The organism is Leifsonia sp. Leaf336, assembly GCF_001423695.1.
In the GTDB taxonomy this organism is placed as follows: domain Bacteria; phylum Actinomycetota; class Actinomycetes; order Actinomycetales; family Microbacteriaceae; genus Leifsonia.
On the sequence record NZ_LMOZ01000001.1, the window covers coordinates 1,200,339 to 1,216,757 of the forward strand.

Sequence of the window (16,419 nt, forward strand, 5' to 3'; positions counted from 1 at the left end):
ACGCCCGGGAATACGCCATGTTGCAGTCTCGTTACAGGTGATTGCATTCACAACAAAAGCCCAGTCGTCGTGGATATCGTGACCGACATGGATGCGGTACAGTTGGCATCCATTCGATTCGTCGGCAGGGTAGAAGAAGGAGGCTCCGAAATGATTCTTGTACGTCAGGAAATCGGCGACGTGCTCAGGGACTTCCGCCTGCAGAAGGGCCGCACACTGCGACAGGTCGCGAGCAAGGCGAGTGTCGCCCTCGGTTATCTGAGCGAGGTCGAGCGGGGCCAGAAAGAGGCTTCGAGCGAGATCCTCGCGTCGGTGGCCGACGCTCTCGAGACGCCGGTCTCGGTCATCATGCGTGAGGTCGGAGACCGCATCGCGGTTCTCGAGGGGCTCGAGCCCGTCATCCCCGACACCATCCCGGACGACTTCGTCTCCGCGCTCGACGCGAACCTCGTCGCCCGCTGAAACAACCAATCGACAGTCCCGAGGGCGCCCCGCACGATGCGGGGCGTCACTCGTTTAAGGTGAATCCATGAAGCTGAGCGAGTTCCAGCGTGCCGTCGTCGACGAGTTCGGCTCCGGCTATGGGCAGGCGCTGCTGACCGATCTCGTCCTCGCCGAGCTCGGCGGGCGCACGGCGCAGGAGGCTCTGAACGCCGGCATCCCGCCCCGCGAGGTGTGGCTCGCGCTGTGCCGGGAGACCGGAGTGCCGCAGTCGCACTGGTACGGCGCGGGCAAGCCGGCGCCGAAACGCTAGCGACACGCCGGTTCGAATCGCTCGAAGATATGTTCGGATCTGAGTAAACTCCTTCACAGCGGCAATCGAAAACGAGTTGTCCACGAATCCCACGGTCGGCGCCTGGAGTGTCGGCGGTCGACCTTACAGTCGAACTCGTAGCGAAGCCCACGAAGGAGAACCGAAATGCCATCACCCGCCGACCGCGAGAAGGCTCTCGAAACCGCACTCGCCCAGATCGATCGTCAGTTCGGCAAGGGCTCGGTCATGCGACTGGGCAGCGACGAACGCGCCCCTGTCGAGGTCGTCCCCACCGGGTCGATCGCACTCGATGTCGCTCTGGGCATCGGCGGGCTCCCGCGTGGCCGCATCGTCGAGATCTATGGTCCGGAGTCCTCCGGTAAGACCACGCTGACGCTCCACGCCATCGCGAACGCCCAGCGGGCCGGCGGCATCGCCGCGTTCATCGACGCCGAGCACGCGCTCGACCCGGAGTACGCGCGCAAGCTCGGCGTCGACATCGACGCGCTCCTCGTGTCGCAGCCCGACACCGGTGAGCAGGCGCTCGAGATCGCCGACATGCTGGTCCGCTCCGGCTCGATCGACCTGATCGTGATCGACTCGGTCGCCGCACTCGTGCCCCGCGCCGAGATCGAGGGCGAGATGGGCGACGCGCACGTCGGTCTCCAGGCCCGACTCATGTCGCAGGCCCTCCGCAAGCTGACCGGTGCCCTGAGCACCACGAACACCACGATGATCTTCATCAACCAGCTGCGCGAGAAGGTCGGCGTCTTCTTCGGAAGCCCCGAGACCACCGCCGGTGGAAAGGCGCTCAAGTTCTACGCCTCGGTCCGCCTCGACATCCGTCGCATCGAGACGCTGAAAGACGGCACCGACGCGGTCGGAAACCGTACGCGCGTCAAGGTCGTCAAGAACAAGATGGCGCCGCCCTTCAAGCAGGCCGAGTTCGACATCCTCTACGGCGTGGGCATCTCTCGCGAGGGCAGCCTGCTCGACTTCGGAGTGGAGCACGGCCTCGTCAAGAAGTCGGGCGCCTGGTACACGTACGAGGGCGACCAGCTCGGTCAGGGCAAGGAGAACTCGCGTAACTTCCTCATCGCGAACCCCGACATCGCAGCCGAGATCGAGAACAAGATCCTGATCAAGCTGGGCGTCATCGCCGACCCGAACGCCGTGGAGACCCCCGCAGCGACCGTCGACTCCCTGGAGGAGAAGCTGCAGGCCCGCAAGGGCGCGTGAGTCGTCATCGACGCTGAACGTCCGACACTGCCGAGGAGGCCGACGTCATGGTCGTGAGGTTCCCCTCCGAACCGCACCCGGGTGGTGATTCGGGAGCGAGTGAACAGCTCGCGAGTGAGCACCTCGCCCCGGTGACCCCGCTGCGCCGCGCAGCGGGGTCACCGGAGCGGCGGCGAGAGACCTCGGCGCCGCCCGTCACGAGGCCTCTGGCCGAGCTGCCGGGGGCCGAGACCTCCGAGCAGTGGAACAACACCTGGGCGGCCGAACCGGCGCGTGCGCCGGAGGCGCCGAGCGAGGTCGAGGACGAAGAGGCCGAGCGGCTGACCCGCAAGACGTCGGCGCTCACCATCCGTCAGCTCGCACGTCGCGGCATGTCGCGGTGGGAGCTCGAGCAGCTGCTGACCAAACGCGAGATCGAGCCCGAGGTGTTCGCGCCAGAGCTCGACCGGCTCGAGGCGATGGGCGTGATCGACGACGCGGCGCTCGCGGCGACCCTGGCGTTCACGCAGCACAGCCGCAAGGGTCTCGGGCGCTCGGCGATCGAGCTCGACCTGAAGCGACGGCACATCGCGCCGGAGCTGATCGAGGAGGCGCTGGCCGACATCGCGGACGAAGACGAGCTGGAACGCGCCACCGAGCTGGCCGTCAAGCGGATCGGTCAGCTGTCCTCCTACGACGACGAGACGACGCGCAGGCGTTTGCACGGCTTCCTCGCGCGCAAGGGGTACGACTCCTCGGTCGTCCGGCAGGCGATGGACGCCGCATTCGCGACACGCGGGCGACGCGGCGGCGTCCGATTCCAGTAGACGACCTCCCCGTGCCGGCCGTTCGATTCCGGTCCCGGTCCCGGTCGAACGTAGAATCGTACGCATTATGAGCACTGTCGAGCACCCCCGCACCTTCTCGCCGTCCCCGGCAGCGCTGACCGAGGACGGGCGCGCCCGCACGTACGAGGTGCGCACCTTCGGCTGCCAGATGAACGTGCACGACTCCGAACGCCTCAGCGGTTCATTGGAGGCCGCGGGCTACGTCCCCGCCGACGGGGCGGAGGCGGACGTCGTCGTCATCAACACCTGCGCCGTGCGCGAGAACGCGGACAACAAGCTCTACGGCAACCTCGGCCACCTCGCCGGCGTCAAGCGCCGGCACGCCGGAATGCAGATCGCCGTCGGCGGCTGCCTCGCCCAGAAGGACAAGAACGTCATCCTCGAGAAGGCGCCCTGGGTCGACGTGGTCTTCGGAACGCACAACATGGGTTCGCTGCCCGGCCTCCTCGAACGCGCGCGTCACAACGACGCGGCAGAGATCGAGATCCTCGAGGCGCTCGAGACCTTCCCCTCGACGCTGCCCACCAAGCGCGATTCGTCGTACTCCGGCTGGGTCTCCATCTCGGTGGGCTGTAACAACACCTGCACGTTCTGCATCGTCCCCTCGCTTCGCGGTAAGGAGAAAGACCGCCGCCCCGGCGACATCCTGGGCGAGATCGGCGCCCTCGTCGACGACGGCGCCATCGAGGTGACGCTCCTCGGCCAGAACGTCAACTCCTACGGTGTCGAGTTCGGCGACCGCCAGGCGTTCAGCAAGCTGCTGCGCGCGGCCGGCGAGATCGAGGGGCTGGAGCGCATCCGGTTCACGAGCCCGCACCCGGCGGCGTTCACCGACGACGTCATCGACGCGATGGCCGAGACACCGAACGTCATGCCCCAGCTCCACATGCCGCTGCAGTCCGGCTCCGACCGGATCCTGCGGTCGATGCGCCGCTCGTACCGCTCCGAGAAGTTCCTCGGCATCCTCGACCGGGTGCGAGCCAAGCTGCCGGACGCCGCGATCAGCACGGACATCATCGTGGGCTTCCCCGGCGAGACCGAGGAGGACTTCCAGGAGACGATGCGCGTCGTCGAGAAGGCGCGCTTCGCGTCGGCCTTCACGTTCCAGTACTCGATCCGCCCGGGCACGCCGGCCGCCACGATGGAGGACCAGGTGCCGAAGGAGGTCGTGCAGGATCGCTACGACCGTCTCATCGCCCTCCAGGAGCGCATCTCGCTCGAGGAGAACGAGCGTCTCGTCGGCCGCGAGGTCGAGCTGCTCGTGGCCAACGGCGAAGGCCGCAAGGACGCCGACACGCATCGACTGAGCGGGCGTGCGCGCGACAGCCGGCTCGTGCACTTCGAACTTCCCGCCGGCTCGGAGACCCCTCGACCCGGCGACGTCGTCATGGTCCGGGTCACGCAGGCGGCTCCGCACTATCTGATCGCCGACAGCGCCGACGGTGCCCCCCTGTCGATCCGCCGCACACGCGCCGGCGACGCCTGGGACCGCGCCGAGGCGGAGTCGTGCGCGGTGCCCGCCCACGACGGAACTGCATCCGCGGGCGCGGGCGCCGGCCCGGTCTCCCTCGGGCTGCCGACGCTGCGCGTCCGCGAGCCGCTCACGTCGCCGGGCGTCGGCACCATGCCGATCTACGACCCGTCGGACGGCCAGCGCTGAGCGCCGCCGACCCAGGAGGAGCGCCCGCCGCCGATCCAGAGGGCTCGTCGCCCGCCATCGTCGCGATCGTCGGCGCGACCGGAACGGGCAAGACCGAACTCTCGCTGTCCCTCGCCCAGGCTCTGGGGGAGCGCGGGATCGCGGCCGAGGTGGTCAACGCCGACGCCATGCAGCTCTACCGCGGGATGGACATCGGCACCGCGAAGCTCCCGCCCTCCGAGTGGCGCGGTGTGCCGCACCACCTCTTCGACGTGCTCGACGTCACCGACGAGGCCACCGTCGCCCGCTATCAGCCGGAGGCGCGGAGGACCATCGCCGACATCCTGGCGCGCGGGGCCACACCCATCCTGGTCGGCGGGTCCGGGCTCTACGTGTCGAGCGTGCTCTTCGACTTCCGGTTTCCCGCGACCGACCCCGAACTGCGGGCGCGGCTGGAGGCCGAGCTCGCCGCACAGGGTCCTGGCATGCTCTTCCGGCGTCTGGCCGAGCTCGACCCGGAGGCGGCGCAGCGCATCGGGTCGGCGAACGGTCGGCGCATCGTGCGCGCCCTCGAGGTCGCCGAGCTCACCGGCAGGCCCGTCAGCGGCTCACTGCCGGAGACCCCGCGGTTCTGGCGGCCGACGGTCCTGCTCGGACTCGCGGCGCGACGCGACGAGCTGGTGCGACGCCTGGACGAGCGCGTCGAACGGATGTGGCGCGACGGGCTGATCGACGAGGTGCGCGCGCTGATCCCCCTCGGGCTCGAGCGCGGGGTGACCGCGCGCCGCGCGATCGGCTACGCGCAGGCCCTCGCCGAGGTGAAGGGCGAGATGAACCGGCCGGAGGCGATCGCGGCGACGCAGCAGCTCACCCGACGGTACGCCCGGCGGCAGGTGAGCTGGTTCAAGCGCTACGACGACCTCCACTGGCTGGACTACGACGACCCGCAGCTCACCCGCGCCGCACTCGATAAGCTGTGAGGATGGCGACGCTCCATTTCACCAAGGGTCAGGGGACCGGCAACGACTTCGTGCTCTACTCCGACCCGGACGGCCGCCTGCCCCTCTCGGCATCGCAGATCGCCGCGATCTGCGACCGCCACTTCGGCATCGGCGCCGACGGCGTCATCCGGGCCGTGCGCTCCACGCACCTCCCCGAGGGGGCGGAGGCCCTCGCCGAAGACGACGGCGCCGAGTGGTTCATGGACTACTACAACGCCGACGGCTCCATCGCCGAGATGTGCGGCAACGGCATCCGCGTGTATGTCCGCTACCTCCTCGAGTCCGGGCTCGCCGAGCTCGCCGACGGCGACACGCTCCCGATCGGCACGCGCTCCGGCGTGCGCGATGTGCAGCGCAACCTCACGGGCTTCCAGGTCGACCTCGGGCGCTGGTCTCTCGACGGCGGCGAGCCGCTGGTGCGTGCCAAGGAGCTCCCGGTCGCCCGCCCCGGACTCGGGCTCGACCTCGGCAACCCGCACGTGGTCGTCGCGGTCGCCGACGAGTCCGAGCTGGAGGCCGCCGACCTGACCTACATCCCGCACATCGAGCCGGAGCCCGAGCACGGCGCGAACGTCGAGTTCGTGGTGCCGCGCGAGCCGCTGGTCAGCGACGGCATCGGACGCATCCGCATGCGCGTGCACGAGCGGGGGAGCGGCGAGACGCTGTCCTGCGGCACGGGCGCAGCGGCGGCCGCCCTGGCGGTGCGGTACTGGGCGGGCGAGGGCGCACCCGACCAGTGGCGGGTGGAGGTGCCGGGCGGCACGGTCGGCGTGCGCATGTTCCCGACCGAGGACGGCGAGCACGTCGCCCTCTCGGGGCCGGCCGAACTCGTCTACACGGGCACGCTCGACCTCGCCTGAGCCGGTCTACTCGGAGCCGGTCTACTCGGCGCGGGCCTTTTCGGCCGGCCGGCGGCTCCGCAGCACGCGGTACCCCTTCGAGATCGCCTGGCGGGTCGTCGTCAGCTCGGGCATCGTCGCCTGGATCCACCGCTGCAGCGAGTCGCTGCCGAGGTTGCGCTGCACGACGAGCCAGGCGTCCGAGCCCGGCTCCAGGCGCGGCAACCAGCGCTGCAGGATGTCGTGGAGCTCGTTCTTGCCTACACGGATCGGTGGATTGGACCAGATCGTGGTGAATTCCACGGACTCGGGAACATCATCCGGGGTCACAGGGTTTACATTGGTGAGACCGAGTTTCTGCGCGTTCCTGCGCACCACGTCGAGGGCTCGGGTATTGACGTCGACCGCCCAGACGGTCGCATGAGGGGATTCGAGAGCAAGTGTGAGAGCCAGGGGCCCCCAGCCGCAACCGAGGTCGAGAAGCTGACCTCCGGGCGGCGCAGAGGGGACATGGTCGAGGAGCACTCGCGTACCCATGTCGATGCGCTCGGGGCTGAAGATCCCGTTCGCCGTCACCAGTTCGTACGTCTGCCCCACCAGGCGCGCGGTGAACGGCCGCAGGTTCAGTTCACTTTCGGGCGCCGGGGAAAAATAGTGATCTCCGCTGGCCATAAGAGGACCGTACAGGACGCGGACCGACAGACAAACACAGCAGCACGACGAGCTAGGGTTGACCCGACCCGGATCAGGGGACATGTATGACTGAACGAACAGAATTCGACGAGCAGACCACTGACGATGTCGTCGCGCGGGTGCTCGCGACCGAGCAGGACAAGGCGTCGGTGACGCTCTTCGGCCGGGGCGCCCAGGCGCTCCAGGACGACCACACCGACGGCGGCAACCACGACGGCGAGCAGTTCGACCGCGAGGAACGGGCGGCGCTGCGACGCGTCTCCGGCCTCTCGACCGAGCTCGAGGACGTCACGGAGGTCGAGTACCGGCAGCTGCGCCTCGAGAACGTGGTGCTGATCGGCGTGTACTCGCAGGGCACCCTGCAAGACGCCGAGAACTCGCTGCGCGAGCTCGCGGCCCTGGCCGAGACGGCGGGCGCCGCCGTGCTCGACGGCCTCCTGCAGCGGAGGCCGCACCCGGACCCGAGCACCTACCTCGGCCGCGGCAAGGCCGAGGAGCTCGCGGGCGTCGTCCGCGCGCTCGGCGCCGACACCGTGATCGCCGACACCGAGCTGGCGCCCAGCCAGCGGCGTGCGCTGGAGGATGTGGTGAAGGTCAAGGTGATCGACCGCACGGCCGTGATCCTCGACATCTTCAGCCAGCACGCGAAGAGCCGTGAGGGCAAGGCGCAGGTGGAGCTCGCGCAGCTCGAGTACCTGCTCCCGCGCCTCCGTGGCTGGGGCGAGTCGATGTCCCGCCAGGCCGGTGGCCAGGTAGGAGGCGCCGGGGCCGGCATGGGATCGCGCGGACCGGGTGAGACGAAGATCGAGCTCGATCGCCGTCGCATCCACTCGCGCATGGCCAAGCTGCGCAAGCAGATCGCCGGGTTCAAGCCGGCGCGCGAGGCGAAGCGCGCGAACCGCAACCGCAACTCCGTGCCGTCGGTCGCGATCGCGGGGTACACCAACGCCGGCAAGTCGAGCCTCCTGAACCGGGTGACGAAGGCGGGCGTGCTCGTCGAGAACGCCCTCTTCGCGACGCTCGACGCGACCGTGCGCCGCAGCGTCACGGCCGACGGCCGGTTGTACACGCTCGCCGACACCGTCGGCTTCGTGCGCAACCTGCCGCACCAGCTGGTCGAGGCCTTCCGCTCCACGCTGGAGGAGGTCGCGGACTCCGACGTCATCCTGCACGTGGTCGACGGCTCGCACCCCGACCCCGCGTCGCAGCTGGCGACCGTCCGCGACGTGATCGGGGAGGTCGGCGCCCGGGAGATCCCGGAGATCGTCGTCTTCAACAAGTCCGACCTCATCCCGGCCGACGACCGGCTGGTGCTGCGCGGACTCGAACCCGGTGCGATCTTCGCCTCGGCGCGCACCGGCGAGGGCATCGACGAGGTGCTCGCGGCGATCGCGCGCCTGCTGCCGGACCCGTCGGTGGAGGTCGAGCTGGTCGTTCCTTACGACCGCGGCGACCTGATCTCGGCGCTCCACGAGCGCGGGCGCGTCCTCGCCACCGAGTACGTGGAGGACGGGACCCGCGTGCGCGCGCGGATCATGCCGGAGTACCAGGCGGTGTTCGAGCCGTTCGAGGTGTAGCACCGGGCAGCCCCTCCCACGAGGCGACCAAGGCCGGGCGGACGCTCTGTGTCATTGCATGACGCGGAGGCTTCCGCCCGGCCTTCTGCGTTGCTACCGTGACTGCACAACCGAAGCGGGCGACCGCTGACGTGGTGCGACAGCCGAGCCCGGCACCCGCCCGCCCCGTATCCTCCTGCAGCGTCCGCTGCCGGCCGGCGCGGGGTGTCCGAGAAGCTGATCGACACCTGAGGAACCATGGACTGTACCGACGCGCGGTTCTCCTTCGAGCTGTATCCGCCGCGCTCCGACCGCGCCGCCGCCGCATTGCCATCGACGATCGACCTGCTGGCGGCCGCGCGCCCCGACTTCATCTCCGTGACCTACGGCGCGGGGGGATCGTCGCGTGCGTCCTCGCTGGAGGTCGTGCGCTACATCCTCGAGAACACCGACGTGAGCCCGATGGCGCACCTCACCTGCGTCGGGTCGTCGCACGTGGAGGCCAACCGGCTGATCCGCGAGTTCCTCGACGCGGGCGTCCGCCGTTTCCTCGCCGTGCGCGGCGACCCTCCCGCCGACCTCGCACCCGGCGAGGACGGCCTGGGCGACATCCGCAGCTCCGCCGAGCTGGTGCAGCTCATCCACCGCGTGCAGGCCGAGCGCGTTCCGTACGGCGAGCTGCCGGTGCCCGGCCTCCCCGCCCGCACCGTCCTGAACCACCGGGAGCACGTGCAGATCGCGGTTGCCGCGTTCCCGAACGGGCACCCGTCGTCGCACTCGGTGTCGCAGGACATCGACGCGCTGCTCGCCAAGCAGGCCGCGGGCGCCAACCTCGGCATCACCCAGCTGTTCTTCCACGCCGAGGACTACCTCTCGTTCGCGCAACGCGCGAAGGAGGCCGGCGTGACCTTCCCGATCCTGCCCGGGATCATGCCCGTCACCTCGCCCGCGCGCCTCGCGCGCATGCTCGAGCTGAGCGGCGAGGACCTCCCGAGCGACCTCGCCATCCAGCTCGAGGTCGAGCCCGACGAGGACGGCCAGCGCGAGATCGGCATCGCCTGGGCGACGCGGCTGGCGCAGCGCCTCCTCGACGGCGGCGCACCCGGAATCCACCTCTACACCTTCAACCAGCACGCGGCGGTGCTGTCGGTCCTCGACAGGATCGGCCTCCTGCCGGCCGCACCCTCACCTGCAACCACCCCCGCATCCACCCCCGCATCCACCTCCAAGGAAAGCGAACACGCATGACCGACACCACCACCGCACGCTCCGCCTTCCCGGTGGGGACCATCATCGGCTACCCGCGGATCGGCCGTCGCCGCGAGCTCAAGAAGGCCGTGGAGAGCTTCTGGGCCGGCGACCTGACCGCCGACGAGCTGGAGGCGACCGCGGCCGGGCTGCGCGCGGCGACCCGCGAACGCCTCGCCGCGCTGGGCCTCGGCCGCGACGACGCCGCGATCCCGGAGAGCTTCAGCTACTACGACCAGGTGCTCGACGCCGCGGTGACCGTCGGCGCGATCCCGTCGCGCTTCGCGGATCTCGCCGGGGCCGACGGTTCGGTCGATCTGGCCGGCTACTTCACCATCGCCCGCGGCGAGGGCGAGAAGGCGCCGCTGGAGATGACCAAGTGGTTCGACTCCAACTACCACTACCTGGTTCCCGAGATCGGCCCCGAGACGGCGTTCCGGCTCGCCTCCGACCGCATCGTGCGCGAATTCGAGGAGGCCCGCGCCTCCGGCTTCGTCACCCGTCCGGTGATCGTCGGGCCGGTGACCTTCCTGCTGCTGAGCAAGGCGAGCGACGAGGCGCCGGAGGGCTTCCGTCCGCTCTCGCGGCTGGCCGACCTCCTCCCGGTCTACCGCGAGCTGCTGGCACGGCTCGCGGCAGCGGGTGCGCCGTGGGTGCAGCTCGACGAGCCCGCTCTCGTCTCCGAGAGCATCGACGAGGAGCGCACCGAAGTGCTCGAGGCCACGCGTGCCGCGTACGCGGAGCTGGGCGCGGCTTCCGAGCGTCCGGCGATCTTCGTCGCGGCGCCCTACGGCAGCCTCGACGACGCCCTCCCGGTGCTCGCGGTCTCGCCCGTCGAGGCGATCTCCCTCGACCTGGTGCGCGGGACCGTCCCGTCCGGGCTCGACGCCGCCACCGCGTCCGCCCTGACCGGCAAGACGCTGGTCGGCGGCGTGATCGACGGCCACAACATCTGGCGAGGCGACCTGGAGGCCGCCTTCGGCACGCTGACGGCGTTGCTGTCGCTCAGCCCCGACGTGGCCGTGTCGACCTCTACCTCGCTGCTGCATGTGCCGCACGATGTCGACGACGAGCCCGAGCTCGACGCCCGGCTGAAGTCGTGGCTGGCGTTCGCCGACCAGAAGGTCGGCCAGGTCGCCGTGCTGGCGCGCGGACTCGTCGACGGACACGAAGAGATCCAGGAGGAGCTGAGCGCCGCCACCGCCGCGCTCGCCGACCGCGCGGCCGCACCGGGCGTACGCGTGGAGGCCGTCCGGGCGCGCGAGGCTGCGCTGACGCGCGCCGACTTCCGCCGCGGCGACTACGCGGGCCGCCTCGCGGCGCAGGACGAGGCGCTGCAGCTGCCCTTCTTGCCGACGACGACCATCGGATCGTTCCCGCAGACCGCGGACATCCGGCGCTCGCGCGCCCAGTTCGCCAAGGGCGTCATCACCGAGACCGACTACCTGGCCCGCATGCAGGCGGAGATCAAGCGCGTCGTCGACCTCCAGGAGGAGATCGGCCTCGACGTCATCGTGCACGGCGAGCCCGAGCGCAACGACATGGTGCAGTACTTCGCCGAGAACCTCGACGGGTTCGCCGTGACGCAGAACGGCTGGGTGCAGTCGTACGGTTCGCGCTGCACGCGCCCGTCTATCCTCTGGGGCGACGTCTCCCGCCCGAAGCCGATCACGGTCGACTGGTCGACGTACACGCAGACGCTGACCGACAAGCCCGTCAAAGGCATGCTGACCGGCCCGGTCACGATCCTCGCCTGGTCGTTCGTGCGCGACGACCAGCCGCTCGGCGAGACCGCCCGGCAGGTCGCGCTCGCCCTACGCGACGAGATCGCCGACCTGGAGGCCGCTGGCATCCGCGTCGTGCAGGTGGACGAGCCGGCGCTGCGCGAGCTGCTGCCGCTCAAGCGCGCGGCCCAGCACGACTACCTCGAGTGGTCGGTCGGGTCGTTCCGGCTCGCGACCTCCGGCGTCGCCGACGCGACCCAGATCCACACGCACCTCTGCTACTCGGAGTTCGGCGTGGTGATCGACGCGATCCGCAACCTCGACGCCGACGTGACCAGCATCGAGGCGGCGCGCAGCCGCATGGAGGTCGTGCACGACATCCAGCGCTCCGGCTTCGAGCACGGCATCGGCCCGGGTGTCTACGACATCCACTCGCCGCGCGTGCCGTCGGTCGCGGAGGTGACGGAGCTGCTGGAGACGGCGCTCAGCGCGATCCCGGGCCGCCAGCTCTGGGTGAACCCGGACTGCGGCCTGAAGACCCGTGGCTACGACGAGACGGTCGCGTCGCTGCGCAACATCCTCGCGGCCACCCGCGATGTGCGGGAGCGTGCGGGCGTCACGGCCTGACCCCGGCTCCGCGTCGTGCCGCCCCGTTCCGCTCTCGGCGGACGGGGCGGCGCGACGTCGTGCGTTCGGAGATGATGGGCGCATGGTGCGCATGGCGGACGACGAGTTCGATCGGTTGGTCGACGAGGTGTTCGACGGCTTGCCGGAGGACATGGTGCGCCCGCTGGAGAATGTCGCGATCCTGATCGCGGACCAGCCGGCCGGGGCGCGTCCACGGCTGTACGGGCTGTATACCGGGCATCCGCTGACCCGGCGCGGCGTCTACGGGTTCGGAGAGCTGCCCGACCGCATCACGCTGTTCCGCAACAACCTCGAGGCGAGCTGCGAAACGGTCGAGCAGCTCCGCGCACGCGTGCGCATCACGCTGGTGCACGAGATCGGCCACTACTTCGGCCTCGACGACGCCCGCCTCCAGGAGCTCGGCTGGGCGTGAGCGGCGACCTCCGGGGGACGCAACACGCCGCCTCCTCGTGCCGGAGACGGCGAGTCGTGACCCCTAGACCGCGCGGAGGACCGCGACGACCTTGCCGAGGATCTGGGAGTAGTCGCCCAGGATCGGCTCGAAGTTGGAGTTGCGGGGGAGCAGCCAGGTGTGGCCGTCGCGCTGGCGGAACACCTTGACCGTGGCCTCGTCGTCGAGCATGGCCGCGACGATGTCGCCGTTCTCGGCCGTGTTCTGGGAACGGATCACGACCCAGTCGCCGTCGCAGATGGCGGCGTCGATCATCGACTCTCCGATGACCTTCAGCATGAAGAGCTCGCCGTTGCCCACCAGCTGCCGGGGGAGGGGGAAGACCTCCTCGACCTGCTGCTCCGCGGTGATCGGGACACCGGCGGCGATGCGCCCGACGAGCGGGACCATGGCGGCGTCGCCGACCGGCGTCTGGTTCTCGAAGTCAGGGGTGGGGGCCGAGGGGAGGTCGATCAGGATCTCCAGCGCGCGCGGACGGTTCGGGTCGCGGCGCAGGTAGCCGCTCAGCTCGAGCTGGTTCAGCTGGTGCGTGACGGACGACAGCGAGGAGAGGCCGACGGCGTCGCCGATCTCGCGCATGCTCGGCGGATAGCCGCGCTGGCTCACCGACCGCTGGATCACGTCGAGGATGGCGAGCTGCTTCTCGCTGAGGTTCTTTCGGCGCCGCGTGCGCGGAGCCTGGTTCTCGTTCGACACGCTCGTCCCTTCGTGACCGTCCACGCACCCGGTCGGAACCGAATGTCGGTGGTGCCTGGTTGGCTTTCCCCCAGACAATCGAAACTGTATCCACGATACGGCGGCCCGACAAACATGTGTTCGAGTGTGTCTCGAAATTCATGCGGGAATTCCCTCCGGATCGCCGATTGCGGTTTCGAACATTCGAAGATATATTCGGAACAGAGCTTCGACGAAGCCCCGAGGAGGTCACGATCATGAGCACAGCAGTCATGAGCACCGCGTCCCTGAACAGCGCACCCCTGAACCGCGCGTCCCTGAGCGTCGCCACTGACGGTCCTGTCGCACCGCGCGTCCGGCTCCGCCTCACGCGTCGCGGGCGTGCCGTCCTCATGGCACTCGTCGCCCTCCCGATCGTGATCGGCGCTCTCGTCTTCGCCCTCAACGGCGGAGGCGCCGCGGCCACCGGCGAGCAGGCGCACGTGACCTTCCACTACGTCACCGTTCAGTCCGGCGACTCGCTCTGGTCGGTCGCCGAGCGCCTGGCGCCCAACGCCGACCCGCGCGACGTCATCGCCGACCTCGTCTCGCTCAACGGACTCGAGTCCGCGGTCGTGACGCCGGGGCAGCAGCTCGCGGTCCCGACCCAGTACGACAAGTGACGCCGGCCCGAGCATTGGTGGCGTCGTCATACGGTGAAGCACCGCTTCGACCCTGACTACCATTGAAGGCGTGACCTCTCTCTCCGATCTTCCGATCCGTGACGACCTGCGCGGTCGCACCCCGTACGGTGCGCCCCAGAAAGTCGTGCCCGTCGCGTTGAACGTGAACGAGAACACGCATCCGGTCCCGGAGGACGTCGCGGCCGACATCGTCGCGCGCGTGGCCGTCGCCATCACAGGCGTCAACCGGTATCCCGATCGGGAGTTCACGGAGCTGCGCCAGGCGTTCGCCGAGTACCTCGGTCACGGACTCGTCGCCGAGCAGATCTGGGCGGCCAACGGGTCGAACGAGGTGCTGCAGCACATCCTCCAGGCCTTCGGCGGTCCCGGACGCAGCCTTCTCGGTTTCGCCCCCACCTACTCGATGTACCCGCTGCTCGCCTCCGGCACCGGTACCTCCTGGATCGCCGCCACTCGCGACGCCGAATTCGAGCTGTCGCCGCAGACGGCTGTCGCGGCCGTGCGCGAGCACGACCCCGACATCGTCATCCTCTGCTCACCGAACAACCCGACAGGCACACCGCTCGACCTCGCGACGATCGAGGCGGTCTACGACGCCGCCTCGGGCATCGTGGTCGTCGACGAGGCCTACGCCGAGTTCCTCCCCGACGGGGAGCAGACGGCGCTCACCCTGCTCCGCGGCCGCCCGCGCCTGCTCATCTCGCGAACGATGAGCAAGGCGTTCGCGTTCGCCGGCGCGCGCGTCGGATACCTCGCCGCCGACCCCGCCGTCGTCGACGCCCTCCGCCTGGTGCGCCTGCCGTACCACCTGTCCGCGATCACGCAGGCGGCCGCCCTCGGCGCGCTCGCGCACGCGGACGAGATGCTGGCGATGGTCGGCGAGATCCGCACCCAGCGAGACCGGCTGGTCGTCGAGCTCGCCGAGCTCGGGTACCTGCCGCACCGCAGCGGCAGCAACTTCGTGCTCTTCGGCGGAGTCGACGACCCGCACGCCGTCTTCGAGGCCCTGCTCGAACGCGGGGTGCTCATCCGAGACGTCGGAATCCCGCACCACCTGCGCGTGACGGCCGGCACCGAGACCGAGACGACGGCGTTCCTGGAGGCCCTGCGTGCGCTCGGCCGTCCCGGCACGAGCCGTGCCACCGCCGCCTCCCCAGTAAACTCGCAGTCATGACGAACCGAGCCGCCCAGCTCCAGCGTGCCACCAGCGAGTCGAGCATCGAGCTGAGCCTCGACATCGACGGCACCGGTGCGTCCGACATCCAGACGTCGGTCCCCTTCTACGACCACCTGCTGACCGCGTTCGCCAAGCACTCGCTCACCGACCTCCGGGTCCGCGCGAGCGGCGACACCGACATCGACGTGCACCACACGGTCGAAGACGTCGGCATCGTGCTCGGGCAGGCGATCCGGGAGGCCCTCGGCGACAAGGCCGGCATCTCGCGGTACGGCGACGCCCTGGTGCCCCTCGACGAGGCGCTCGTGCAGGCCGTCGTCGACATCTCCGGCCGCCCCTACCTGGTGCACGGCGGCGAGCCCGCCGGCTTCGAGTTCCACCTGATCGGCGGCCACTTCACCGGGTCGATGGTGCGCCACGTCTTCGAGGCCATCGCGTTCAACGCGGGCATCACACTGCACGTCACCGTGGTCGGCGGCCGCGACCCGCACCACATCGCCGAGGCCGAGTTCAAGGCCTTCGCCCGGGCCTTCCGCCAGGCGAAGGCGCTGGACCCGCTGGTGTCGGGCATCCCGTCGACCAAGGGCGCGCTGTGAGCGCACCGGACGTCGTCGTCTTCGACTACGGCACGGGCAACGTGCACTCGGCCGTCAAGGCCCTGGAGGCCGCGGGCGCGAACGTGGAGCTCACCGGCAACCGCCGCCGGGCGCAGGAGGCCGACGGCCTGCTCGTTCCCGGCGTCGGCGCCTTCGCCGCCGTGGCCGACGCGCTGCGCCGCTCGCATGGCGACGAAGTGATCGACCGCCGGCTCGCGGGCGGTCGCCCGGTACTCGGCATCTGCGTCGGCATGCAGGTGCTGTTCGAGCGCGGCCTCGAGCACGGGATCGAGAGCGAAGGGCTCGGCGAATGGCCGGGCACGGTCGACCTGATCCGTGCCGACATCGTTCCGCACATGGGCTGGAACACGGTCGAGGCGCCGGAGGACTCCGTGCTGTTCGACGGCATCCGCGACGAGCGCTTCTATTTCGTGCACTCGTACGCGGCGCAGGAGTGGACCCTGGAGGCCACGGGACCGTTCCCGAAGCCCCGCGTGACCTGGGCCGAGCACGGCTCGCGGTTCGTCGCCGCCGTCGAGAACGGCCCGCTCACCGCGACCCAGTTCCACCCCGAGAAGTCCGGCAGCGCCGGCCTCCGGCTCCTCCGCAACTGGATCGGCTCGCTCTAGCGAAACCCACCCGGTCCGCCGCGCGGACCCGATCGAAGCC

Annotated in this window: 17 protein-coding genes; 15 read left to right on the forward strand and 2 right to left on the reverse strand. The window is 69.9% G+C overall.

What is annotated here, in order from left to right; translation table 11 throughout:
- The first annotated feature begins 150 nt into the window (after positions 1–150).
- The 7 genes from ASF88_RS05845 to dapF all read left to right on the forward strand — a co-directional run bounded on the left by ASF88_RS05845 (position 151) and on the right by dapF (position 6,320).
- Positions 151–462 carry a helix-turn-helix domain-containing protein gene (locus tag ASF88_RS05845; RefSeq protein WP_055915450.1) on the forward strand — a complete coding sequence of 104 codons (312 nt, stop codon included), beginning with the start codon at positions 151–153 and terminating at the stop codon, positions 460–462.
- Positions 463–529: 67 nt separating this feature from the next.
- Entirely contained in the window at positions 530–754 is a 225-nt protein-coding gene (locus tag ASF88_RS05850; RefSeq protein WP_055915453.1) for a DUF3046 domain-containing protein, read from the forward strand.
- A 165-nt stretch (positions 755–919) separates the two neighbouring features.
- Positions 920–1,993 (forward strand): recombinase RecA, encoded by a 1,074-nt coding sequence (recA, locus tag ASF88_RS05855; protein WP_055915455.1) that lies wholly within the window; start codon positions 920–922, stop codon positions 1,991–1,993.
- 47 nt (positions 1,994–2,040) lie between these two features.
- Positions 2,041–2,799, forward strand: a complete 759-nt coding sequence (locus ASF88_RS05860) for a regulatory protein RecX (RefSeq protein WP_235493294.1) — start codon at positions 2,041–2,043, stop codon at positions 2,797–2,799.
- 67 nt (positions 2,800–2,866) lie between these two features.
- On the forward strand, positions 2,867–4,480 hold the full coding sequence (miaB, locus tag ASF88_RS05865; protein ID WP_055915458.1) for a tRNA (N6-isopentenyl adenosine(37)-C2)-methylthiotransferase MiaB: 1,614 nt from the start codon (positions 2,867–2,869) through the stop codon (positions 4,478–4,480).
- A gap of 56 nt (positions 4,481–4,536) precedes the next feature.
- Positions 4,537–5,439, forward strand: coding sequence for a tRNA (adenosine(37)-N6)-dimethylallyltransferase MiaA (gene miaA, locus ASF88_RS05870; RefSeq protein ID WP_055916733.1), 903 nt, complete (start codon positions 4,537–4,539; stop codon positions 5,437–5,439).
- Positions 5,440–5,441: 2 nt separating this feature from the next.
- Positions 5,442–6,320, forward strand: a complete 879-nt coding sequence (dapF, locus tag ASF88_RS05875) for a diaminopimelate epimerase (RefSeq protein WP_055915460.1) — start codon at positions 5,442–5,444, stop codon at positions 6,318–6,320.
- Between the two features lie 21 nt (positions 6,321–6,341).
- On the opposite strand, the gene ASF88_RS05880 is transcribed toward dapF, so the two are convergent.
- Positions 6,342–6,971: a class I SAM-dependent methyltransferase gene (locus ASF88_RS05880; RefSeq protein WP_200935233.1), complete on the reverse strand. Its 630-nt coding sequence runs from the start codon at positions 6,969–6,971 to the stop codon at positions 6,342–6,344.
- Positions 6,972–7,057: 86 nt separating this feature from the next.
- Here ASF88_RS05880 and hflX point away from each other — a divergent pair, with 86 nt between their 5' ends.
- The 4 genes from hflX (at position 7,058) to ASF88_RS05900 (ending at position 12,580) form a co-directional block, all read left to right on the forward strand.
- Positions 7,058–8,569 carry a GTPase HflX gene (gene hflX / locus ASF88_RS05885; RefSeq protein WP_055915462.1) on the forward strand — a complete coding sequence of 504 codons (1,512 nt, stop codon included), beginning with the start codon at positions 7,058–7,060 and terminating at the stop codon, positions 8,567–8,569.
- A gap of 237 nt (positions 8,570–8,806) precedes the next feature.
- Complete coding sequence (locus ASF88_RS05890) at positions 8,807–9,796, forward strand: methylenetetrahydrofolate reductase (protein WP_055915464.1); 990 nt, start codon at positions 8,807–8,809, stop codon at positions 9,794–9,796.
- The gene (metE, locus tag ASF88_RS05895; protein WP_055915466.1) at positions 9,793–12,147 is read left to right on the forward strand and encodes a 5-methyltetrahydropteroyltriglutamate--homocysteine S-methyltransferase; all 2,355 of its coding nucleotides are present in this window, start codon (positions 9,793–9,795) and stop codon (positions 12,145–12,147) included. The genes ASF88_RS05890 and metE overlap by 4 nt, the downstream gene beginning before the upstream one ends.
- 82 nt (positions 12,148–12,229) lie before the next feature.
- Positions 12,230–12,580, forward strand: a complete 351-nt coding sequence (locus ASF88_RS05900) for a metallopeptidase family protein (protein WP_055915468.1) — start codon at positions 12,230–12,232, stop codon at positions 12,578–12,580.
- Positions 12,581–12,643: 63 nt separating this feature from the next.
- Here ASF88_RS05900 and lexA read toward each other — a convergent pair whose 3' ends face one another.
- Complete coding sequence (gene lexA, locus ASF88_RS05905) at positions 12,644–13,315, reverse strand: transcriptional repressor LexA (protein WP_055915470.1); 672 nt, start codon at positions 13,313–13,315, stop codon at positions 12,644–12,646.
- A gap of 236 nt (positions 13,316–13,551) precedes the next feature.
- Here lexA and ASF88_RS05910 point away from each other — a divergent pair, with 236 nt between their 5' ends.
- From ASF88_RS05910 to hisH, 4 genes are all read left to right on the forward strand, one after another.
- Complete coding sequence (locus ASF88_RS05910; RefSeq protein WP_235493296.1) at positions 13,552–13,956, forward strand: LysM peptidoglycan-binding domain-containing protein; 405 nt, start codon at positions 13,552–13,554, stop codon at positions 13,954–13,956.
- A gap of 70 nt (positions 13,957–14,026) precedes the next feature.
- A complete protein-coding gene (locus tag ASF88_RS05915; RefSeq protein ID WP_055915472.1) occupies positions 14,027–15,151 on the forward strand; it encodes a histidinol-phosphate transaminase in 1,125 nt (374 codons plus the stop codon).
- A complete protein-coding gene (gene hisB, locus ASF88_RS05920; RefSeq protein ID WP_055915474.1) occupies positions 15,148–15,750 on the forward strand; it encodes an imidazoleglycerol-phosphate dehydratase HisB in 603 nt (200 codons plus the stop codon). Before ASF88_RS05915 ends, hisB begins: the two co-directional genes overlap by 4 nt.
- Entirely contained in the window at positions 15,747–16,379 is a 633-nt protein-coding gene (gene hisH / locus ASF88_RS05925) for an imidazole glycerol phosphate synthase subunit HisH (RefSeq protein WP_055915476.1), read from the forward strand. The genes hisB and hisH overlap by 4 nt, the downstream gene beginning before the upstream one ends.
- The last annotated feature ends 40 nt before the right edge of the window (positions 16,380–16,419 follow it).